Here is a 21,087-nt window from a genome sequence, read left to right as displayed (position 1 = left end):
TATTTTATTCGTACTGAATAAAAATAATAAAACCTTTTCTATTTTGAAGGGTTTTTACAAGAATTATAATATTAACCTTTTGGGAATGTTTAAATTATAGATAGATAATCTGTGTTTTAAGCACTTTTTTACCCAGACGCTCAAGAATATTTTTATACCCTTCTACCTGTGCTTCATCCTTTGCTTTTTGTTCACCGGTTTTGAAATCAACAATGATATATCCTTCTTCGCCTTTTAGAATGCGGTCTGGCCTGAATATATGGCTTTCTCCTCTTTCAGAAATCATGATATCTTTTTCATTGATTACTTCCCATTTTTCATCAAAGAATTCTGCATAAGTTCTGACAATTTCCTGCAGTGTAACCTGTATTTCATTTTTCTCCTCCAGGGTAATCTGTCCTTCTAAAGCATAACCATCCAATACCTTTGCGATATCATTTTCCGTATTGATTTTCGATAAAAGTTCATGCACAAAAAGCCCGATTCTTACCTTTTCATTTCGTACCTGATAGTTTTTTGAAGGTGTTGCAATCTTGATAGAAGTACTTTTTTCATTAACGTTCTTCAGATTCTCAATATTCTGGGTTTTAAAAGAAGAACTTTTCTCTTTTGAATATTTCTTCAGCATCTCAGGATTTACTGCATACACGTCAAACTCATCAGCCTGCTCGGGATTTTTGGTTTGAAGGAATTCCAAAAGCTCCAGATTATTAGAAGTTTTATTGGCTTTTTGAAGATAAAAAAATAATTGTTCAACAGGTCTTGTCGTCGCAACATATTGAAGACATAATCTGTCAATCAGGTTTTTATAAGAGTTTTTAGTGTTGAAGAACAGAATTTCGTCATCATAAGCTTCCAGGTTTTTGCTGAACTGATTAATGTTGACTGATTTTAATGCTTCATTCTCATTGGTATCAAACCAGTTGGTAAATTCACTGTCCCGGTTTTTGTTCATCATAGGGATAAAAACAATGGGAAATTCCAGCCCTTTAGACTTGTGGATCGTCATGATCTGGACAGCATCAATATTTTCTGAAGCCTGAATAGTGTATGAAGAAGCCTCTTCGTCCCAATATTTCAGAAATTCTTTGGTACTTGCACCTGCATTCTGTGTAAAGTTGAAAAGCATTTCCAGGAAATTCAGTAAAAAGTCTGTTTCTTTATTTTCAACAGAAAATTCATTGATGTAATATTCGATGAAATTATAAAGATTGAATCTTGGGAAATTATCCTGTTTAAGCTGTAGCGAATATTTTTGCTGAATAAACTGCAGAATTTCTTCATGGCCTTCGATATCCAGAATTTCTTTCATTCCTAAAGTGAAATCCGGCATATTAATCTTGCCCAATGTATTCAGGTGGTACATCATCATAATCAGACAATGTTTATTCTTTGGATTGAGCTCCCAGCGAAGAAATTCAATAACCGCTTTTAAGGTATTGGAAAGTTCCAGCGTAAGCCCTTTATCAGAAATCGTTTTAATATTGGTTTCTTCTCCTTTATACTTAACTTTTAAGCTTCCCAGCTTTTGAGAATAACTGAAAATATCAAAATTTCCACGGCAAAGAATCGTAATATCAGAAAACTTAAAACCATTATCCAGACATTCCTGAATATCTTTCTGCATTCTTTCCGAAGTATCTGTGTAGAATTCTTCATTCGTAAGATTTTCAATTAGATTTACCCTTACGCGTCCATCCATTTTGGATTTTGGATTTTGCTCAGCATCTTCCCCAAAAATATTTTTATGCTCTTCAAGTAGTCCTTCAGAATGAAAACGGTACAACTCATTGTTGAATTGTACAATGTTTCTGGCACTTCTCCAGTTATCTTTTAATACCAGAAGATCTGCTTCCTTAGGTGAAAACTCCTTTTTGTTGATAATGTCCAGCATCAGTTTACTTTCTCCACCACGGAATCGGTAAATACTCTGTTTGGGATCACCCACCAATGTAAATGAAGTGTATTCTGTAGAAACACTATGATCTCTCAGTGGTACAAAATTCTGCCACTGCAGTTCTGATGTATCCTGAAACTCATCAAAGAAATAATGCTGAAACTGTGAACCTACTTTTTCATAAATAAAAGCCGAAGGTTCATTTTTAAGATTTTCATTGATCAGAATATTAAATTTAGAAAGCAGAACAAGATCATTTTCTTCCTCAATTTTTTGTAGCTCATCCTGAATATCCTTATTGACCTTTAAAGGAAGAAGAGCAGATAAAACTTTCTCTTTCTTTTGAGTCTCAATATACAGAAGAATCAGTTTCATTCTGTTGTCGAGAAGCTGATCCAGGATTTCGAAAATTTCGGCTTCTTTATGTTTCGATTTTGAAGACGCTCCTTTTCTGTAATTATTGATAACAGATTCCTCCTGCGTAGTAGGAAAAGGAAATCCGGCTCTTTTCTGCTGATAAAAATCTATAACCTTAGTAAAGAAGCCCCCAATTCCGTTTTTACCCTGAGCAAAATCTTCAATATCAATATTTCTTGATTTGAATAATTCAATAGAACCGGCAGCGAGTTCTGCAGACTGTTTTTTGTTGAGAACAATCTCTTTACGAAGTGTATTCTTTATATTTTCATAATTGGCATCGTCAAAACTTTTATTGCTTTTCAGATGCTCGTAGTGAATATCCTTTACAAATTCCTTCGCAGAATCATAAAGGTTTTTATTAAGGTTAATCCTTTCATTATTTTCGAGACTGTAATCTACATAATCCATGAAAGAATTGGAGATGTTTTCATTCTCACCAATCTGATCCAGCATTTTATCAACGGCTTCTATCAGAAACGGCTCAGCTTCAATTTCAAGATTAAAATTTTTCGCCAATCCCAGTTCATAAGAAAAACTTCTTACCAATCTTGAGTTAAAACGGTCAATAGTTCCGATATTAAGTGTGGAATAATTGTGGAGAACGTAGTCCAGTAATTTTTTAGAACGGTGATGAAGTTCATCAATGGTAATTTTTAAACCCTGTTCTTCAAATGCTTTCTGGATATTGTTCAGATCTGTATTTTCAGCATAATCTTTCGCTGAGAAATTTCCCAGCCACGATAAAATTCTTTCCTTCATCTCATTGGCTGCTTTGTTGGTGAAAGTCAGTGCGAGAATATTCCTGATCGACTGCTGCTGATTAGGATAGCGGAGACAGATCATCAGAAGCCTTTGTACCAGAGCATAGGTTTTCCCGGATCCGGCAGAAGCATTGATGACTGTGTAAGAATTTTGCATTGTTGAAAGAGAATTGAGACTGCAAGTTAGCTAAAATTTAAAAGAAATTTTAACAATTTAATCAGCTGATTTAACAGTTTAGATGGCAAAAATTAAAAAGAAATATTAAAACGCGTTAACTGTGGTTAAACTTATGGGATAAATTAAAAATAATTTTAGCTTTGCTTTATAAAAAATAGCCCGTGAAACTTAAACTATTCTTTTTCTTATCCTTTATTCTTTTTATCCATACCCATGCCCAAAGTTATATATTTGGTAAAATTATTTCCGAAAGCGGTACTGAAATGCAGGATGTGAATGTTGTCAATATCAGAACAGACGAAATAGTGGTTTCAAACCGGGATGGTCATTTTATGATTTCCGGAAGACAGGGAGATGAATTACGTTTTATAAAAGCGGGTTATGAACGTCTTACAAAAATAGTTTCTCAGGAAAATACAGAGTCTCCTATGAATATAAGGCTTGTACGCCAAACCATCCAGATTCCTGAAGTGGAAATAAAACAAGGGCTTACCGGAAACCTTAAAATTGATTCGAAACTTTATAATAAACCTCAAAAGGTTGAAAAACTGCTCAAAGAAATGGATCGGTATATTTCTCAGAAATCAGATCCAAGAATATTGGCGGCGAGACCTGGAGAATTTGTGCAGCCGAAAGGGGAAGGGTTTTCTATAGGAAAAGTTAAAAATAAATGGGATGATGTAGACTTAATGAAATATATCAGAGCAAGCCTTGGTGATGATTATTTTACCAATCTTAAAATTGAGAAACCTCTGATAGAACATTTTATTTATTATGTTTTTGCAGGCGGTTTTGAAAGGAAAAAGATCCTGAAATATGGGTTCTGTAGCGATGCAGATCTGAACAGGTTTCAGCGTTTTGTTCTGACAAGAATTTCATCCTATCGTGCTCCACAAACTCAAAGATAATATGGAAATAAGATATATCAAAAGATTTCTATTGTTTGTGCTTTTTTGTATCACCCCGAAATTGTGGGGACAACAAAAAATATCAGGAAAGGTAATAACAGGAGATGAACTGGACTTAGTACCTGTACTCGTTGTGAATATCTCCGGGAATAAAAGCTCATTAAGTGATATGTCCGGGAATTTTGAAATTGAAGCCAAAGAAAATGATGAGATCAGATTTGTAAAAGAAGGATATTATCGTGTTGATAAAAAAATGACCAAAGAAGAGATCAATACTCCGTTCAATATTATTCTGAAGAAAATAGAAATTCAAATTCCCGAGGTTAAAATTAAGTACAAGCCTACCGGAAATCTGGCAAAAGATAATCAGCACTATAATGAATCCAGAAAACTTAAGGCCTTAAAATCAGATATGGATGATTATATGAAAAGTCCATTGAATCAACCCTTACCCAATAATGCTATATCAAAAACTTTTACAGGTCATGATTTTAATGTGGGCCAGGTAAATCTGTTTGGCGTTTTTAATGCTGTATCAGGTTTGGTAAAGAAGGCAACACAACCTAAAATTACCAAAGCGAATTACATTGAAACTCAGGATTTCCTGAGGAGAGTAAAAAATGAAGTGAACCTGAATTTCCTGAAAAAGTACGGAATGGATGAAGAACAGATTGATGCATTTCTTCTGTATGCTGATAAAACGCGTTTATTGGCAAAAAGATATCGAAAAGATTTTAGTATAAATGTCGTTGAATATGAACTTAAAGTTGCCTTCGCAGAATATAGTAAAACCCATAAATTAGAAGGAACTCAAGAACAATATATACATTAAAAGTTGGCTTATATCACTGAAAATATTGAAATATCAAAGCAAAGAAATACTTTTCTTTTCCTGCTGCTTCTTTGCAGTACTTTTGTTTGGTCTCAACAGAAAGTAACGGGGCGAATAGTGGATGACAATGGCGAAAATTTGAGTAAAGTGATCGTGATTAATATGTCTACTGATAAGAAAGTATATTCCGATTCTGATGGTATATTTTCTATTGAAGCCAATCATAACGATGAGTTAAGATTTGTAAAAGAAGATTTCAATAGAGTCTCCGGAAGAGTTCTGACCAATGGTAATAACTTACCTCTGTTTATCACACTTCGTCAGATTCCGAGAGATGTGGGTGAAGTTAAAATTGTGAAAAAGCTCACCGGAGATCTGGAAACAGATTCCCGGATAGTAGCCAAAGTAGATAAAGGAGAGCAGGTAAGAGATGCCGTTGGCCTTCCGCAGCCGGTAGGGAAAATGAGGGAGAAGCCGGCAGAAGTGAAAAGTGTTCTTTTACCGATACTTTTAGGAAACCTTAATGTTCAGGGAGTGTATGATCTGATCAGCGGGAAAGCCCGAAGGCAGAAGAGACAATACAGATATGACGATCTTCAGGAACATATTGCCTGGGTTCGGGACAGAATAGAGGATGAATATTTTATCAAAGCAGGAATTCCTGGTGACAGAATCTCTGAATTTATTCAATTTTCATTTTTAGCAAAACCTCAGGTACGAACCTATGTAAAAGCAAGAAATCTTTCCGGCGTTATGCTGAGGTTGGAAGAGACAGCTCCACTTTTTATAGAGAGGTTGCAGCAAAATCAAAAGTAATTTGAATGTTAATAAATTCTTAAAATATTGGAATAGAAATTGATACAGTATGAAATAACAATCCAAATTCTTAAATTTTATGAATAAAAACATTTTTGCAGTAGCTATTGCAGCACTAGGATTTGTCATTGGTCTCGGGTTTTTAGGAAATGCTATTAAAAACAGAAATAAATCTGAAAACACCATTTCCGTGACAGGATTAGGAACCAAACAGTTTACATCGGATCTGATCACCTGGTCCGGAAGCTTTTCCAAAAATAATGTGGATCTCAAATCTGCCTATGATGAGCTGGCAACAGACAGAAAAGTAATTAATGACTATCTGCTTTCAAAGGGAATACAACAGAAGGAGATCGTATTTTCTTCGGTAGATATTCAAAAACAGTTCAGAAGTTATAATGATTCAAACGGAAACTATGTTCAGGGAGAATTCTCCGGATATAATCTTACCCAAAAGGTTTCTATTGAAAGTAAAGAAGTGGGAAAAATAGAAAACCTGTCCAGAAATATTACCGAAATTATCAACCGAGGAATTGAATTCACTTCTTCTTCACCAGCTTATTTCTACACCAAACTGGCTACAGTGAAACAGGAAATGATTGCCAGTGCTACAAAAGACGCAAAAGAACGTGCTGAAAAAATTGCGGAAAACTCGGGAAGCAGTCTGGGAAATCTGAAAAAGGCAACCATGGGTGTAATTCAGATTACGGCACCCAATTCCAATGAAGATTACTCTTACGGTGGAACTTTCAATACTTCATCCAAAGAAAAAGAAGCCAGTATTACCATCAAACTGGAGTATGAAGTAAATTAACATAAATTTCAGTAAAAGAAAAACGCCGGAATAGCTTTCCGGCGTTTTATATTTTAAGCATAAATAATTTTATGAATTTCTTTTTTAGCTTCCTCCACATTTTCAGGAGTGTAGTTAGCAAGCAGCCATAAATTCAAGGATTTTTTTCCTTCGCCATAGCTAGGCTGTACATGAGTGGTATCAATCAGGCTGAAATTATTTCTCTGATAAAAAGAATAACGTCTTGAAGCATCTTCACTCAACTCTGCAGGCTCAATTTCGAGGATAATCTGCGGATAATTGTCCGATAAATGATTCATGATATGAGAACCTAATTTTTTACTTCTGAATGCTTCAAACACTTCAAAATGCTCTACAAAAACAAAAGAACTCAGCTTCCACAGGATGAGGTAGCCGATAGCTTCCGATTCGTGGATAACAGACATAAATTCTACATAAGGATTTGAGAATAAGCTATCAAACTGATCTTTATCTCTTTGTTCGTCTACAGGAAAAGTCGTCGAGTAAGAAGTATAGATTTCCTGAACTCTAGGATCTTCTGAAGAAGTAATCGGTAAAAATTCCATAATTTATAAATCAAAGACACTAGGTCTTCTGGTGATGAAAATATCTTTAATCCAGAGGGTAAATGCTAATCCTAAATAGATCAGAAAGAAAAACCCAGCGGTTGCAAAAGTAGAGTAGATGAAGAAAATTCTCAATTTAGAAACAGGAATTCCCAGCTTGGCACCTGTTCTTGTCAGTACACCAAACCATTCTCTTTCCATTTTATGACGGATATTACTCAGCATTTCCAGATTGTTATTTAAGAGTTAATCTAATACTCAAAGTTAAGGAATTTTTTTTACAAAGTTTTTTAATGATATATCCGGTTCAGATCCTGTTATTCTTTTAAAAGTTTGAATCCGATAGCGCAGGATAAACAGTTTTTTGGTTCACAAAAGGTTTTATGATGATAAATAAGACTTTGACTTTCCAGAGTGTTGGTGACCTGTAATCCAAGTTTTTTCCAGCCATTAATGAGGGTATTTTTCTCACCATCAATTGTCTTATAAAGCTCAATGATTTCGTCTGCAATATCTTCCTGATGATATCTGTAATAAGCATATTGTAAAGGAATTATTGTGTTTACAATGAGAAGATCTACAAAATCTTTACTCAATGTTTTAGGCTGTACTTTAGAAATACTTCCGAAATTAAAATGAAAATCCCAATATTCAGAAGCTTTTACGGAGCTGAAAATAGTGTACAGCTGTTCTGCGCTTCTTGCTTCCATGATTTTTGAAAATAAATTCTGCTGCCTGTACAGGTCAGCCAATTGTGATAACCGGATTGTTGGAAAATTCGGTGGTCTCAGTCTTAAAAACTTGGGATGAAATTTTAAATCAGAAATTGAAAATTTTGCCTTAATAAAATCGAATTCTCTTTTCCATATTTTCATTTGTCCGTCCTGTGGTTTCTCAAGCCATCCCGAAATTCCAAATAACAAGGCTTCAAGCTGCAGAGGATTCTGACGTATTTTATTGATAATACTGTAATCTATACTTTCCGCAATCTGCCGGAAAATAGAAGCATTTACTTTTAAACCGAATGAGTAGGCAAAACTGTGAAATAAAACGGCTTCAAAATTATTTTTATATTGATGTAAGCTCTGTTCAAGCTCTGAAGATTTCTCATCCAGTTTTTTCAGGATGCTTTCTTCATGAAAATTGACAGGTAATTTTTTCGGATCAAAAATTTTTTCACAGGCAATAAATTCCTCTCCATCAACCAGTTTTTCATATTTCGAGATGATATTTTCATCAATGTAACTATGCAATTCCAATGTTGGAACTTGCTTTTCTGTAAGTTCACGAATTTCTATGTCGTGCTGGAATACCACATGAAGAATAATATTCCGGTAATTGGGATCCTGGGAATGATTGTGGAAAATCCAGTCTGAAGAGCGTACATGCAGTTCTATATTTCCTGCGAGAAGTAAGCCGTTAATTTTGATTTTAGCATCAAGAAAATCAGGGCCAGCATTTTTATTCCATTTTCCGAAATGGATGATCTCAACGGAATTTCCTTCAATATCCTTGAAGTTAAAATTTTTGAAAACCTTATAGTTCCAAAGATATTGAAGTAATTTTTCCGTCATAAGTGTGACGTAAATATAATAGAAATATTATACTTTCGTCAGCTCCTTATTAAAATTTTCTATGGTTGTTCTATACATTTTCTCATAGATAGGAAGAATGTTTTTCAAATCGAATTTTATTGCCTGATCTTTCGCATTTTGCTTCATTTTGGCTAAAAGTTCATCATTGCTCAACAGCTTGATCGTGTAGTTGCTCATAGCTTCTACATTTCCGATTTCAGCAAGATATCCGGTTTCCCCCTGAATATTCACCTCAGGAATTCCACCTGCATTGGAACTTATAACTGGAGTATATGCTGCCATGGCTTCCAATGCTGCAAGACCGAAACTTTCCTGCTCGGAAGGCAGAAGAAATACATCCGAAAGCTGTAAGATTTTATATAGATCGTTTACCTTTCCTAAAAGGCGGATTTTGGAAATAAGATCGGGATTTTCTTCCAGAAACTGATTTACTTTTTCCATATCGGGGCCTTCACCAATGATAATCAGCTTGGATTTCACTTTTCTTTCCACATTCTTAAAGATCTGCAACACTTCGTCTACACGTTTTACAGGACGAAGGTTGGACACGTGGATCAGGATTTTTTCATCCGGATTGGCAAACTGGGTTCTCTGGCACTCAGAGCAGTCATCAAATTCGGAATTATCAATAAAATTGGTAATCACCTGAATCTCTTTTTTGATATTGAAAAACTGAAGGGTATCTTTTTTCAGACTTTCAGAAACTGAAGTAATAGCATCAGACTGATTGATCGAAAATTCTACTGCGTGTTTATAACTTGGGTGCTGCCCTACAAGGGTAATATCTGTACCGTGTAATGTAGTGACCAACGGAATATCATTATTGTCTTCCTTGAGCATTTGTTTTGCCGTAAAAGCAGCATATGCATAAGGAATGGCATAATGTGCATGAAGAAGATCCAGTTTGTAAAGATTGACAACCCTATAAATCATAGAGCTTAACGCAATATCATAAGGCTGATACTGGAAAAGGGGATACGTCTGAACATTTACCCTGTGAAAGAAAATATTCGGGTTGGTGATATCTAATCTTGCAGGAAGTGCAGAACTGATGAAATGTACTTCATAGCCTTTGTTGGCCAAAGACATTCCTAATTCTGTTGCTACAATTCCGCTTCCTCCATAGGTGGGATAGCAAAGTATGCCTATTTTCATTAGATTATTGTTGTTTTAATTTTGTATTATTTGGTTTTTGTTGAGGTTGTCACATTAAGATCTATACCCATTCCTGGCTTCAACTGATCATTAACCAGTACGGGAAGTTTTCCCCATATTTTTGTTTTTCCATTAAGAGCATCCGCAGTTGCATTCATAGAATCATCATTGTTTTCATAAGAAACAAGAACGGTTGAAACTTTTGAGATGTCAATATCTTTTAATGCATAAGCACTTCCGAAAACATTCAATATAACATTTTGATTTTTGGTAAGATCAGAAAGTACTTTTTTAGATTCTGCTGAGATTTTATATGGCTTATAAGCTGTTGAATTATCCTTATGGAAACCTACGATAACTGTAGAACCAGCTGGAATTGTATTAATTTCTCCTGCTTTTTTAATGATAACATTGTTACCCAATCTGTTGGCAAAAGTCTGATAAGGACCTTCTTCAAGAGGAACATAATAAGTCTGTTTTCCCGTGAGAGGCAGTAATTTCTTTTCATCCTTTAGTAAAGTCAATGCATTGGAGTAAAGATTCTGTACCAATTGGATATGAGAATCATTATTTAAATCCTTATTGATATTTTCAGGGTTTTTAGGAGTATATTGTGTAAGACCGAGGAAATATTTGGTTAAAAGGATTTTTTTCACACTTTCCTCTACTCTGGATTGTGAAATTTCTCCTTTATCAATAGCTTTCTGGATCAGTTTTTTACCTTCAGAAACACCTTGTGAGAAAAGCATAATGTCATTTCCTGCTTTAAAGGCCATAGCATCCAGTTCGCCCGGTTGGTATTTATTAGCTACAGCGGCCATGTTTAAGGCATCAGTAATGATTAAACCTTTATAACCCAGCTTTTCTTTCAATAATCCCGTAATAATATTTTTAGAAACAGAAGCAGGAATTCCTTTTCCTGATTCTAAGCTTGGAACATATAAATGAGCCACCATTACGCCGCCGATTCCTTTATTCATCAATGCTTTGAAAGGTGCCAATTCCACGGCGTCAAGCCTTTCAGTAGTGTGAGAAACTACAGGCAGATCAAGGTGGGAGTCTGTGCTGGTATCTCCATGTCCCGGGAAGTGTTTAATTGCAGCTAAGATATTATGATCCTGAAGACCGTTGGAATAGGATAGGGCAGAGCTGATTACATTATTCACTTCAGAGCCAAAGCTTCTGTTCCCTATAATCGGATTATTAGGATTGGTATTGACATCTACCACAGGTGCAAAATCCCAGTTGATACCCATTCTGTGGCAATCTTCTGCAATTTTAGCCGCCATCTGATACACCAGATTTTTATCCTGAATAGCGCCTAATGTCATGGCCCATGGAAATTTGTGAGCGGTAGCAATTCTCTGGTAGATTCCCCATTCAGCATCCATACCAATCATCAAAGGAACTTTAGACTTTTGCTGAAATTCATTGACGAGATTGATTTCTCTTGTGGCATCATCCTGCATTAAGATCAGACCGCCTATTTTATCATTCGTAACAATATTTCTTACCTGGCTGATATACTCTTCCCCTCTGTTGGTATACAATGCCACAATAAAAAGCTGTCCTAGTTTTTCATCCTGAGAAAGATTTTTATATGTTTTATCAACCCATTGCTGTGCTTTTTTTACATCTTCCTTGGAAGCATTTTTTGGCTGATACTGAGCTTTCACTTTAGGGCTTATCAATGCGGCAATAAAGAGTGAAGTATACAATAATTTCTTCATAACTTTTTTGAATAAGAACAAAAATACAATTAAAAAAGTGAGGAAAACAAAGTTTTTGAGATTTTTGGTATATGATTTGAATACGCAATATAAATAATAACTAAACTTTACTAAAAATGAAAAAAATACTTCTTTTCTTATTCCTAGGAGTTGTAGGTTTTACTGCGTATAGCTGTGATAATAGTGATGATACTGTAGTACAAGGAACAGATTATGATACCATAAACCAATCATTTGATATATCTCCTACTTTTACAAGAGTTAACGATAATCTTTACAGATGGAGTGATGATTTTAATAAGCCATTAATACAATCCGATATGGTACTTATCTATATGCAGATTGGAATGGATGGAGATTCTCCTGTATGGAAACTTTTACCATATACTTATTATGTAGGGAATGCCAATAATGACGCTGTAGATTATATTTATGAATTCAGTAAGTATGCTGCTACTATAAATATTAATTCTAGCAATACGTTTAGCTTAACAGCTAATCCATCATACTATCAGAATAAAAAATTCAGAGTTCTTATTCTTCCTGCAAACGGAACAGGAACTGGTGGTGCAAAAATGGCTAAAGGTACTGCTGTAGATTATAATGATTATAAGAGTGTAATCAAATATTATAATATCGACGAGTCTAAAATTAAGACTAAATAATTTAGAAATATCTTTTCAGTTTTTTATAATTAAAAAAGTCCCGGAAGAATATCTTCCGGGGCTTTTGATTTATTATTATAGGTAAGGAAGATATTGACCAATTAAGCTTTTAATGAGAGTTTTTTTTACTTAATATAATCTTTCCGCCAGATATTCAGAAGGTAATTTTGGGCTTGTATGAGCCGGAAAATGTTAATAAAAAGCCTCAGAAATTTCCGAGGCTTTTATTATTTTATCTAATTATCATTGTCATCCAGAAGATGTCCAAAGAAATCTTTTTTTGTTTGCAGGTATCCTTTGCTTATTTCATTGGCAGGAATCTGTAGCGGTACTCTTGAATTAAGGTGAATATTGCTGTCTACCACATACTTTACCTTTTCAGGATTATTGGTCAGAAGATTGATATCTTTTACATCCAATAGATTCAGAATTTCAATGGCTACACCAAAGTTTCTGTCATCTGCAGGAAGTCCCAACTCCAGATTGGCCTGTACGGTGTCTAATCCTTTTTCCTGTAGTGAGTAAGCCTTAAGCTTGTTGATGATCCCGATGTTTCTTCCTTCCTGACGAAGGTAAACGATAATTCCACCGTTTTCATGGATATATTTCATTGCAGCATCCAATTGTTGGCCGCATTCACATTTTTTTGAATGGAAAACTTCTCCGGTAATACATTCTGAGTGGAAACGAACATTGACCGGTTTTGAAAAATCTGTATTTTCAGCAACAATGGCCATATGAGGCATCCAGTCGTTTTCGTTTTCGGAGAAAGCTATCATTCGGAAAGTGCCGTGCTCTGTGGGAACATTGGCTTCCGCCTGAATTTTAATCATTGATAGTTCAATTAGTTTTTAACTTCCTGGCAAAGTATCTTCAATAACAGAAATGTTGGTTTTTAAACGAACCAGATATCTGTTAAGCACTTCATCGTCGTCTCTGTCAAGATTTTGCCTTAGCTTTTGAATTTTTTTGTATGATTTTTCGAAGCTTTTAAGGGCCCTGCTCTTTCCTGCAGAATTGCTGGCATCAATAGCGTATAAATAATTCTGAAGACTATATTTCAAGCTGGTAATCTCATCATTTAATCCGTTGTTTTTAAACTTGGGAAAAGTAGAGATCATGTTTGAAATTTCAGAAGCATTGACATTCTGTTTGATATTGATATTAAAATTCTTCTTTGAGCTTCTGTCTGAATCAGACCCTTTAGCATCACTGTAAAAATTATTTGACAACGGAGAAAGATTAAGCTTCTCCGATGCGCAGGAAGATGTTAATATGATAAGTACTCCAAAGAAAAATAGTCGTTTCATTTTTGTTGCCCTTTTTGATAAAGGATTGGGTTAAGACTTTCATCGTTGTACATTTTCATTTGTTTGTACACTTTCATCTTAACGTCACCGTTTTCAATATCAGTAAGCAACTGATCTATAGAAGTTGATAGGTCTTCTTTCTGAGTAAGCAGAACGTCCAGTTTAGCCTGGCAGTTATTTCTGTGTTCCTCAGAAGCGGATTCTCTATTAGCTTCTAACGACATATGATAAACCTTTAATGCAAGAATTGATAGTCTGTCTACTGCCCAAGCGGGAGTTTCCGTATTTATTTTTGCTTCAGGTTTAGGAGTTATATTTTCAAACTTATTAAGAAACCAGCCGTCAATATATTCTACCAGATCAGTTCTTTTCTGATTGGAGGCGTCTATTGTTCTCTTCAGTTGAAGAGCTTCTGCCGGATCAATATTTTCATCTCTAATTATATCTTCCAAATGCCATTGAACGGTATCAATCCAGTTCTTTGCATACAAAATCCGTTCCAAACTATCTTTTTCGAACGGGTTATTAATTAGAGTGTTAACGTCATCAGACACGTGATAGTCTTCAATAGCTTGATTGAAGACTTTCCATGCAGTCTCAGTAAATTTCATTAATTCTAAGGAATTTTAGTTGCTTGAAGAATTATTATTGTTGTTGTTTGAAGAAGATTTATTTTCAGCACCTGGCTTGTCTTCTTCTTTCACTGCATCTTTAAATTCCTTGATCCCAGAACCTACTCCTCTCATTAATTCCGGGATTTTCTTTCCTCCAAAAAGTAATACCAAAAGTATTGCTACGATAAGGATGTGCTGCCAAGATAAGGCAAGTATTGTTAGTGTATTCATCTCTTAAAATTTTTGCAAAGTTACACTTTTTTTAATATGAAATCCAACCTAATGGATCAACTGGTGTACTTCCGTTCCATACTTGGAAATCAAGGGTATAAGCACCATCAAAATCCTGAGCTATTGTACCTACCGGAGTTCCTGAGGAAACCTGCTGTCCTTTGGAAACACTTACATTTCCTAAGTTGGAATAAATGGTAAAATAACTGCCGTGTTTAATGATTACAGTCTTTGTTCCGTCATTATTGGCAAGAACCGAAGATACCGATCCCGGGAACACTGATTTTGCACGTGTACCTGAAGGAACGGAAATTTTAATCCCATTATTTTCTTCAGTAATATTTTTGAAAACCGGGTGTGGCTGTCTTCCGAAACGGTGGGTAATTTGTCCGGCTCTGTCTGCAGGATAACCAAGTCTTCCTCTGCTATCTGCAAAACTGTTCCCAGTAGCGGTGGAAACTCCGTAGCTTGTCATAGCTTTAGTCTCAGCTGCTTTTTTCTCTTCTTCTTTTCTTTTCGTAAGAGCTGCTTCTGCTGCTCTTGCTGCGGTCAATTTATCAGCTGCTTCTTTAGCTCTTGCATTGGCTTCATCAGAGGCCTTTTTAGCAGCTACTCTTCTGGCTTCATCTCTTGCATTGGCTTCTGCCTTTGCTGCTTCTTCATTACGTTTCCTCTCTTCTTCAGCTCTTTTTGCTGCAAGTTCTGCGGCTCTCTTAGCTTCTGCTTCTGCCAGTCTTCTTTCTCTTTCAAGGGCTTCAGCTCTTGCTTTAGCTTCGGCTTCGATTCTTGCTTTTTCTCTTTCAGCAGCTAGTTTTGCTAAACGTATTTTTTCGGCTTCCGCTTTTTTCCTGGCTTCTTCTTCCGCTTTGGCAATTCTGATCTCTTCTGCAATAATAGCTCTGATCTGTCCTTCCAATGCTTTAGACTGAACTTGTTTTTGCTTCAGTTCAGCTGTTAATTTGGATTCATTTTTCTTGAATTCGGCTACTAATTGTTCTTTTTGAGCTCTTTCAGCATTGATTGTTGCCAGGTCTTTTTGTTGGTTTATCAATAGATTTTCCTTCGCTTTTACAGAGTTTTGTTTCTGAGCGATGGTTTTTTTGATGAGATTAGCGGCATCTGTAATTTCAGCTGCTTTTTTATCCTGATAGTCTGAGTATTGTTTCAGATATTGAACTCTTCGTATGGCTTCTCCTAAATTTCTAGCAGAAAGTATAAACGTTACTTTGTTCTGTACACCTTTGTTTTTATAAGCATTCACCAAAACTTCAGCATAGTTTTTTCTTAAAACAGCCAGTTCTTTATTCTGACGGTTAATTTCCAGCTGACGTAAATAGATGTCATCTTCAATAAACCTTTTTTCTTTCTGCGTGTTGTTATAAACCTTTTCTCTTAAAACCAATTTTTGGTTGACATTGGAAAGGTAGGCTACGGAAAGTTTAGATTCACTTCTGGTTTTGGCTAAATCGGTATTTATTTGTGCAATTTGTTTTTTAAGTTCGGCATTCTGCTTTTGCAGCTGTTCTTTGGTCTGCTGTCCCTGGTGCAGTCCGAACATCAAAACACCTATTAAAAAGCTAAATTTTTTAATCATTTAATCTCAATTTTCTTATAACTGGATGGTACAGAATAAGGTGTTTCCATCCTCGAAAAGTCAAATTTCGTATTTTCCATTAAAATCTGACTAGATTTTGAGCCTTTTATAATTATTTTAACATTTTTCGGAAGACGGACGCCTTCGTATTCATTCCAGTCGCTGTAAGAAATATCGAGCTCGTCCGAAGACAGAATATCTTTTAAATTGACATTCAATAAATCATAATTGGTATCGTACTGAAGGGCTATTTTATATTCTCTGTTTTTTTCATCCGTCACAATTTTCTGATTGACGTTAGAAACCATTTTGAATCCTTGTGCATTTTGGGTCAGCGTAAACTGTTTGTCATTTATTTTTACAAAAGTTCTTCCCATTAAGATTTTTTCCAGAGATTTATAATCAATGAAGTTAACATTCAGCAGATTATTAAGATAATCAAAATCAGAATCTATAAAGGTTTTATTGATCTTGTCCTGTCCTTTTATCCCTTCCGGAGTTGCAATACCTCTGGCTGCATTAATGAACAAGGCTCTGAGATTCATCCATACCTTTTTATCATTTTCAATATAGATGGTTGCATCGAGGGTAGGGACATAGCTTCCTGTTTCTACCTTTATTTTACTGTCTATTTTGATCTGCTCGAATTTTGGTGGAATTAATACATGTTCATAGAAAGTAAATTTGTCGCTTACCGGTTCATTTACGTCTTTTGGATCTCCATTATCTTTTGTAGTATTGATGCTGTCCCTTGTATGATCAGTATCGCTTTGAGCAGCATTACGGGTCTTACAGGATGATAAGGTAAGAAGGAATAAAAGAAAAGGGATCCAATTTTTCATGTATTTATCTTTAATTAAAAATACGTTGCAATATTAACGCCAAACCACACAAAATGTTTTGTGTGGCTTGATGATGTGTTGTTTAAGTTAAATATTTTTATTCTTATTTAGATAGAAAATCTAAAACAGAATAGTCACCTAAAGAAATTTCTCTGGAAACCCCGAAATATTGTGCAGAATTACCGATCATAGAATTGGATAGATTTCCATGGTTGATTCTTGTATTTTCCTGGATCAGGGAATTTTCAATATTTGAATTGACAATGATGGTATTGTTTCCTAATGAAACACCAGGTCCTACTTTTGAATTGGATATTTTTACATTTTCTCCAATAAAGCATGGTTGAATGATCAGGGAGTTTTCAATCACAGCAGAAGCAGGAAAATGTGTCATTTCCTCTCTTTCATATTCAAGAATTTTGCTGTTGGTTTCTACGGTAGCATTTTTGTTACCACAATCCATCCAGTCATTTACTTTTCCAAGGGTAAACTTAGCGCCTTTAGCTCTAAGGTTTTCAAGAGCAGTTGTCAATTGATATTCACCACCATTTTTAATATCATTATCCATGATATAATTGATTTCTTCCATTAGCTTTTCAGCGCTGTTGAAATAATAAATACCAATGATAGCAAGATCAGAAACGTAAGTCTTAGGTTTTTCTACAAAGTCGGTAATAAAGCCGTAGTTATCCAATTTTACTACTCCGAAAGCAGATGGGTCTTCAACACTTTTCACCCAGATTACACCATCAGAATTTTTATCCAGTTGGAAGTCTGCACGGAAAAGAGTATCTGCAAAAGCAATAACGATATCTCCCTGCATAGACTGCTCAGCACACTTGATCGCATGAGCTGTACCAAGAGGATCGTTCTGATAATAAATACTTCCCTTTGCTCCCAGCTTTTCAGCAATCTGAATAAGGGATCTTTCGATCTCAGGACCAAAATCTCCGATGATAAAAGCTACCTCTTCAATATTTTCTCCTGCAACTTTAGCAATATCTTCTACCAATCTCTGTACAATAGGTTTTCCAGCAATAGGTATAAGAGGTTTTGGAACTGTCAGTGTATGTGGACGTAATCTGGAACCACGTCCAGCCATAGGGACAATAATTTTCATAAATTATATGTATAAAAGATGTTTTATTAGTTGTTTTTAATATTTAGGTTAAAGATAATAATTAAAACCTTTAACGAAGTATGATTTATATCTTTTTAAATAATTGTTTAAATTAACAATAGGTTGGTGTACAAGCAAAATAAAGACCAAAGTTTAATTCTTTCTGATTCTCGATAAAATCAGGTTTTTCTCAGAATAAATCAAAATTCCGGTAAAGATGAAAAAGAGGAGATTACTCGCTAGAATATTATAGTTGAGATATTTTACAATGATGAAACTAAAAACCCCAAGCAGTATCATAAAGAAAGACATTTTCTTCATTCTGTAAGGAATAGGATAATATTTTTGACCTAAAAGGTAAGAAACAATCATCATAATTATATAAGCTCCAAAAGTAGCCCATGCGGAACCCATCATGCTGTGATAGTAATTTAAAGCAAGAAGATTAAGTCCTATATTGATCCCTGCCCCAAGCCATGAAATAACAGTTCCCATACTGGTTCTGTCCGTTACTTTATACCAGGTTGAAAAGTTATAATAGATTCCGAAGCAAAGATTGGCAATGACGATAATCGGGATGATATCTATCGCGATCCAATAGGATTTATTAGGAATAAAAACGGCTTTCAGCCAGGATATATTGGCAATGATCCCTAAAGCAACGGCACATGCAAAAAAGGCAAAGTATTCCGCTACGTTGGCATAAGTTTTTTTAGCATCACCTTTATCCATCTGTTTAAAAAAGAATGGCTCAATACCCATTCTGTATGCGGTAACAAATAATGTCATCAGTACAGCAAGTTTATAGCATCCTCCATAAGCGCCTGCTTCTTCGTCTGAAATATGATTTCTCTGTATGGATTTATCAAAATTTTCATTTACCATAAAAGCAAGGCCTGCCAGCATCAGTGGGAAGGAGTATTTGATCATACGCCCGAACAATGAAGTGACAAACTGAAATCTTACCTTTAATATAATGGGAAGTAATAATAAAAAGCCTAAGGCACTTCCAGCCAGATTACTGAAGAACGGATAATCTACATTTTGATCCAGCCCCATACTTCTTGATATGTTTTCCGGAATCCAGAAGAATAATGCGGCTGTAAAAACAGCCTGAAATATAGCCTGAACAACTCTTACTGCAGAATATTTGATGGGTTTATTGTGGAAACGAAGCCATGCAAAAGGGATCACCAATAAATTGTCAAAAAAGGCAATCATAGCAAACCATCTGATGTATTCAGGGTTATTGTGGTATCCCGCATAATCTGCAATAGGCTGATTGAACAAATAACATAATGCAAGAAAAAGAGTGGATGTGGAAAATAAAAACCAGAATGAGGTATTGAAGGTTTTTTTCTCGTTATCCTCTTCTGCTGAAAATCTGAAATAGGCTGTTTCAAAACCAAAAGAAAGGATAATATTAACAAATGAAATCCACGCATAAAGTTGAGTGAAAATCGCAAAACCTTCATTGGGAATCTTATAGATCAAAAGTGGATTAAGGATGAATAGAATGATTCTTGGCGCTATTGCTCCTACTCCGTAGATGATGGTCTGTCCTAATAGTTTCTTGTACAAAGCCGAATTTTTTTTGCAAATGTAAAACTTTAAGCATTCGTTTTGCGATTTTGGGGTGAATTAAAACTTAAAATCTTAATTTTACAGCGAAATAAATTGAAATGAAAGTTCTTATAAAAAACGTAAATATCGTTAACGAAGGAAAAGTCTTTGAAAGTGATATCCTGATAGAAAATGATTTGATTTCTAAAATAGCTGCCGGCATTTCTGAAGATGCAGATCAGATTATTGATGGTTCAGGTAAATATCTTCTTCCCGGAGTAATAGATGATCAGGTGCATTTCCGTGAGCCGGGACTTACTCATAAAGGAGACATTGAAAGCGAATCAAGGTCTGCCATAGCTGGAGGAATAACGAGTTTTATCGATCAGCCAAATACTGTTCCCAATGCAGTAACCCAGGAATTATTAGCAGACAAGTATGAGATCGCTTCCCAAAAAGCATATGCCAATTACGGTTTTATGATGGGTGGAACGAATGATAATCTGGAGGAAGTTTTGAAAACAAACCCTAGAAATGTTCCGGGAATCAAGTTATTTTTAGGTTCGTCTACAGGAAATATGCTTGTGGATAATCCGGAAACGCTGGAAAATATTTTCAGTAATACTAAAATGCTGATTGCTGTGCACTGTGAAGATGAAGCTACCATCAAAGCCAATACACAGAAATATATGGATGAGTATGGGGACGATATTCCTGTAAAATTCCATCATTTGATCAGAAGTGAAGAAGCGTGTTATAAGTCTTCATCCAAAGCCATTGAGCTTGCAAAAAAAACAGGAGCGAGACTTCACGTTTTCCATCTTTCAACAGCAAAGGAAATGGAGCTTTTCCGAAATGATATTCCTTTAAAAGATAAAAAAATCACTGCTGAGGTATGTGTTCATCACCTTACGTTTACCAACGAAGATTATGAAACAAGAGGTGGCCTCATCAAATGGAATCCTGCTGTAAAAACCCAGAAAGATAAAGATGCTCTTTGGGAAGCATTACTGGACGACAGAATAGACGTGATTGCTACAGATCACGCTCCGCATACGGCAGAAGAGAAGAATAACGTATACACAAAATGTCCTTCTGGAGCACCTTTGGTACAGCATTCATTGGTGGTAATGCTTGAAAACTATAAGAACGGTAAAATATCCCTTGAGAAAATTGTTGAAAAGATGGCTCATAATCCGGCAATCCTTTTCAAAATTGAAAAAAGAGGTTTTGTGAGAGAAGGGTATAAAGCTGATCTTGTTTTAGTAGATTTAAACCAGGACTGGACGGTTTCCAAAGACAATTTACTGTACAAATGTGGCTGGAGTCCATTGGAAGGGATGAATTTTCACTCTAAAGTTACCCATACTTTTGTCAATGGTCATTTGGTGTATGACAATGGTACAATTGCAGAAGAGAAATTTGGAGAGAGATTGCTTTTTGAACCTAGAGATTAATCAGTAAATATTATAATTC

At 35.3% G+C, this 21,087-nt stretch carries 20 protein-coding genes; 6 read left to right on the top strand and 14 right to left on the bottom strand.

Annotated features, from left to right (window positions below):
• Positions 1–94: 94 nt before the first annotated feature.
• Positions 95–3,235 (bottom strand): UvrD-helicase domain-containing protein, encoded by a 3,141-nt coding sequence (locus tag A1704_RS08090; RefSeq protein WP_062672290.1) that lies wholly within the window; start codon positions 3,233–3,235, stop codon positions 95–97.
• Positions 3,236–3,417: 182 nt separating this feature from the next.
• On the opposite strand from A1704_RS08090, the gene A1704_RS08085 reads away from it, so the two are divergent.
• The 4 genes from A1704_RS08085 (at position 3,418) to A1704_RS08070 (ending at position 6,626) form a co-directional block, all read left to right on the top strand.
• Entirely contained in the window at positions 3,418–4,164 is a 747-nt protein-coding gene (locus A1704_RS08085) for a hypothetical protein (RefSeq protein WP_062672288.1), read from the top strand.
• Position 4,165: 1 nt separating this feature from the next.
• Entirely contained in the window at positions 4,166–4,996 is an 831-nt protein-coding gene (locus tag A1704_RS08080) for a hypothetical protein (RefSeq protein WP_062672287.1), read from the top strand.
• A 3-nt stretch (positions 4,997–4,999) separates the two neighbouring features.
• Positions 5,000–5,812 carry a carboxypeptidase regulatory-like domain-containing protein gene (locus tag A1704_RS08075; RefSeq protein ID WP_238590589.1) on the top strand — a complete coding sequence of 271 codons (813 nt, stop codon included), beginning with the start codon at positions 5,000–5,002 and terminating at the stop codon, positions 5,810–5,812.
• A 79-nt stretch (positions 5,813–5,891) separates the two neighbouring features.
• Entirely contained in the window at positions 5,892–6,626 is a 735-nt protein-coding gene (locus tag A1704_RS08070) for an SIMPL domain-containing protein (protein ID WP_062672285.1), read from the top strand.
• Positions 6,627–6,679: 53 nt separating this feature from the next.
• Here the strand turns inward: A1704_RS08070 and A1704_RS08065 are convergent, their stop codons facing one another.
• The 5 genes from A1704_RS08065 to A1704_RS08045 all read right to left on the bottom strand — a co-directional run bounded on the left by A1704_RS08065 (position 6,680) and on the right by A1704_RS08045 (position 11,672).
• Positions 6,680–7,192 (bottom strand): GNAT family N-acetyltransferase, encoded by a 513-nt coding sequence (locus A1704_RS08065; RefSeq protein ID WP_062672283.1) that lies wholly within the window; start codon positions 7,190–7,192, stop codon positions 6,680–6,682.
• A 3-nt stretch (positions 7,193–7,195) separates the two neighbouring features.
• Positions 7,196–7,417 carry a PspC family transcriptional regulator gene (locus tag A1704_RS08060; RefSeq protein ID WP_034695702.1) on the bottom strand — a complete coding sequence of 74 codons (222 nt, stop codon included), beginning with the start codon at positions 7,415–7,417 and terminating at the stop codon, positions 7,196–7,198.
• 92 nt (positions 7,418–7,509) lie between these two features.
• Positions 7,510–8,766: a DUF2851 family protein gene (locus tag A1704_RS08055; protein ID WP_062672279.1), complete on the bottom strand. Its 1,257-nt coding sequence runs from the start codon at positions 8,764–8,766 to the stop codon at positions 7,510–7,512.
• 27 nt (positions 8,767–8,793) lie between these two features.
• Positions 8,794–9,942, bottom strand: a complete 1,149-nt coding sequence (gene bshA, locus A1704_RS08050; protein WP_034695707.1) for an N-acetyl-alpha-D-glucosaminyl L-malate synthase BshA — start codon at positions 9,940–9,942, stop codon at positions 8,794–8,796.
• Positions 9,943–9,968: 26 nt separating this feature from the next.
• Positions 9,969–11,672 (bottom strand): glycoside hydrolase family 3 protein, encoded by a 1,704-nt coding sequence (locus A1704_RS08045; RefSeq protein ID WP_062672277.1) that lies wholly within the window; start codon positions 11,670–11,672, stop codon positions 9,969–9,971.
• Between the two features lie 116 nt (positions 11,673–11,788).
• Here A1704_RS08045 and A1704_RS08040 point away from each other — a divergent pair, with 116 nt between their 5' ends.
• Positions 11,789–12,337: a hypothetical protein gene (locus A1704_RS08040; RefSeq protein ID WP_062672275.1), complete on the top strand. Its 549-nt coding sequence runs from the start codon at positions 11,789–11,791 to the stop codon at positions 12,335–12,337.
• Between the two features lie 236 nt (positions 12,338–12,573).
• Here A1704_RS08040 and ribA read toward each other — a convergent pair whose 3' ends face one another.
• From ribA to A1704_RS08000, 8 genes are all read right to left on the bottom strand, one after another.
• Entirely contained in the window at positions 12,574–13,170 is a 597-nt protein-coding gene (gene ribA / locus A1704_RS08035) for a GTP cyclohydrolase II (protein ID WP_062672273.1), read from the bottom strand.
• A gap of 18 nt (positions 13,171–13,188) precedes the next feature.
• Positions 13,189–13,647, bottom strand: coding sequence for a hypothetical protein (locus A1704_RS08030; protein ID WP_062672271.1), 459 nt, complete (start codon positions 13,645–13,647; stop codon positions 13,189–13,191).
• On the bottom strand, positions 13,644–14,258 hold the full coding sequence (locus A1704_RS08025; RefSeq protein WP_062672269.1) for a DUF4254 domain-containing protein: 615 nt from the start codon (positions 14,256–14,258) through the stop codon (positions 13,644–13,646). Before A1704_RS08025 ends, A1704_RS08030 begins: the two co-directional genes overlap by 4 nt.
• A 15-nt stretch (positions 14,259–14,273) precedes the next feature.
• Positions 14,274–14,492, bottom strand: coding sequence for a twin-arginine translocase TatA/TatE family subunit (locus A1704_RS08020; RefSeq protein WP_062672268.1), 219 nt, complete (start codon positions 14,490–14,492; stop codon positions 14,274–14,276).
• A 31-nt stretch (positions 14,493–14,523) separates the two neighbouring features.
• The gene (locus tag A1704_RS08015; RefSeq protein WP_062672266.1) at positions 14,524–16,086 is read right to left on the bottom strand and encodes a peptidoglycan DD-metalloendopeptidase family protein; all 1,563 of its coding nucleotides are present in this window, start codon (positions 16,084–16,086) and stop codon (positions 14,524–14,526) included.
• Positions 16,083–16,928: a DUF4292 domain-containing protein gene (locus tag A1704_RS08010; RefSeq protein ID WP_062672264.1), complete on the bottom strand. Its 846-nt coding sequence runs from the start codon at positions 16,926–16,928 to the stop codon at positions 16,083–16,085. The genes A1704_RS08015 and A1704_RS08010 overlap by 4 nt, the downstream gene beginning before the upstream one ends.
• Positions 16,929–17,031: 103 nt before the next feature.
• Positions 17,032–18,048 carry a sugar phosphate nucleotidyltransferase gene (locus A1704_RS08005; protein WP_062672261.1) on the bottom strand — a complete coding sequence of 339 codons (1,017 nt, stop codon included), beginning with the start codon at positions 18,046–18,048 and terminating at the stop codon, positions 17,032–17,034.
• Between the two features lie 153 nt (positions 18,049–18,201).
• On the bottom strand, positions 18,202–19,629 hold the full coding sequence (locus A1704_RS08000; protein WP_062672259.1) for an oligosaccharide flippase family protein: 1,428 nt from the start codon (positions 19,627–19,629) through the stop codon (positions 18,202–18,204).
• Between the two features lie 101 nt (positions 19,630–19,730).
• On the opposite strand from A1704_RS08000, the gene A1704_RS07995 reads away from it, so the two are divergent.
• Positions 19,731–21,068, top strand: coding sequence for a dihydroorotase (locus A1704_RS07995; protein ID WP_062672257.1), 1,338 nt, complete (start codon positions 19,731–19,733; stop codon positions 21,066–21,068).
• Positions 21,069–21,087 lie beyond the last annotated feature (19 nt).

Origin of the sequence: Chryseobacterium cucumeris (genome assembly GCF_001593385.1) — a bacterium.
Taxonomy (GTDB): domain Bacteria; phylum Bacteroidota; class Bacteroidia; order Flavobacteriales; family Weeksellaceae; genus Chryseobacterium; species Chryseobacterium cucumeris.
Note: the sequence above shows the minus strand (reverse complement) of the source record. Positions and strands in the feature narration are given on the sequence as shown.

Coding starts and splice junctions, on each gene's coding strand:
- A1704_RS08060 (WP_034695702.1), bottom strand. CDS start 7,417: ATGCTGAGTAATATCCGTCATAAAATGGAAAGAGAATGGTTTGGTGTA.
- A1704_RS08015 (WP_062672266.1), bottom strand. CDS start 16,086: ATGATTAAAAAATTTAGCTTTTTAATAGGTGTTTTGATGTTCGGACTG.
- A1704_RS08045 (WP_062672277.1), bottom strand. CDS start 11,672: ATGAAGAAATTATTGTATACTTCACTCTTTATTGCCGCATTGATAAGC.
- A1704_RS08070 (WP_062672285.1), top strand. CDS start 5,892: ATGAATAAAAACATTTTTGCAGTAGCTATTGCAGCACTAGGATTTGTC.
- A1704_RS08090 (WP_062672290.1), bottom strand. CDS start 3,235: ATGCAAAATTCTTACACAGTCATCAATGCTTCTGCCGGATCCGGGAAA.
- A1704_RS08040 (WP_062672275.1), top strand. CDS start 11,789: ATGAAAAAAATACTTCTTTTCTTATTCCTAGGAGTTGTAGGTTTTACT.
- A1704_RS08025 (WP_062672269.1), bottom strand. CDS start 14,258: ATGAAATTTACTGAGACTGCATGGAAAGTCTTCAATCAAGCTATTGAA.
- A1704_RS08005 (WP_062672261.1), bottom strand. CDS start 18,048: ATGAAAATTATTGTCCCTATGGCTGGACGTGGTTCCAGATTACGTCCA.
- A1704_RS08080 (WP_062672287.1), top strand. CDS start 4,166: ATGGAAATAAGATATATCAAAAGATTTCTATTGTTTGTGCTTTTTTGT.
- A1704_RS07995 (WP_062672257.1), top strand. CDS start 19,731: ATGAAAGTTCTTATAAAAAACGTAAATATCGTTAACGAAGGAAAAGTC.
- A1704_RS08020 (WP_062672268.1), bottom strand. CDS start 14,492: ATGAATACACTAACAATACTTGCCTTATCTTGGCAGCACATCCTTATC.
- A1704_RS08055 (WP_062672279.1), bottom strand. CDS start 8,766: ATGACGGAAAAATTACTTCAATATCTTTGGAACTATAAGGTTTTCAAA.
- A1704_RS08065 (WP_062672283.1), bottom strand. CDS start 7,192: ATGGAATTTTTACCGATTACTTCTTCAGAAGATCCTAGAGTTCAGGAA.
- A1704_RS08030 (WP_062672271.1), bottom strand. CDS start 13,647: ATGAAACGACTATTTTTCTTTGGAGTACTTATCATATTAACATCTTCC.
- bshA (WP_034695707.1), bottom strand. CDS start 9,942: ATGAAAATAGGCATACTTTGCTATCCCACCTATGGAGGAAGCGGAATT.
- ribA (WP_062672273.1), bottom strand. CDS start 13,170: ATGATTAAAATTCAGGCGGAAGCCAATGTTCCCACAGAGCACGGCACT.
- A1704_RS08010 (WP_062672264.1), bottom strand. CDS start 16,928: ATGAAAAATTGGATCCCTTTTCTTTTATTCCTTCTTACCTTATCATCC.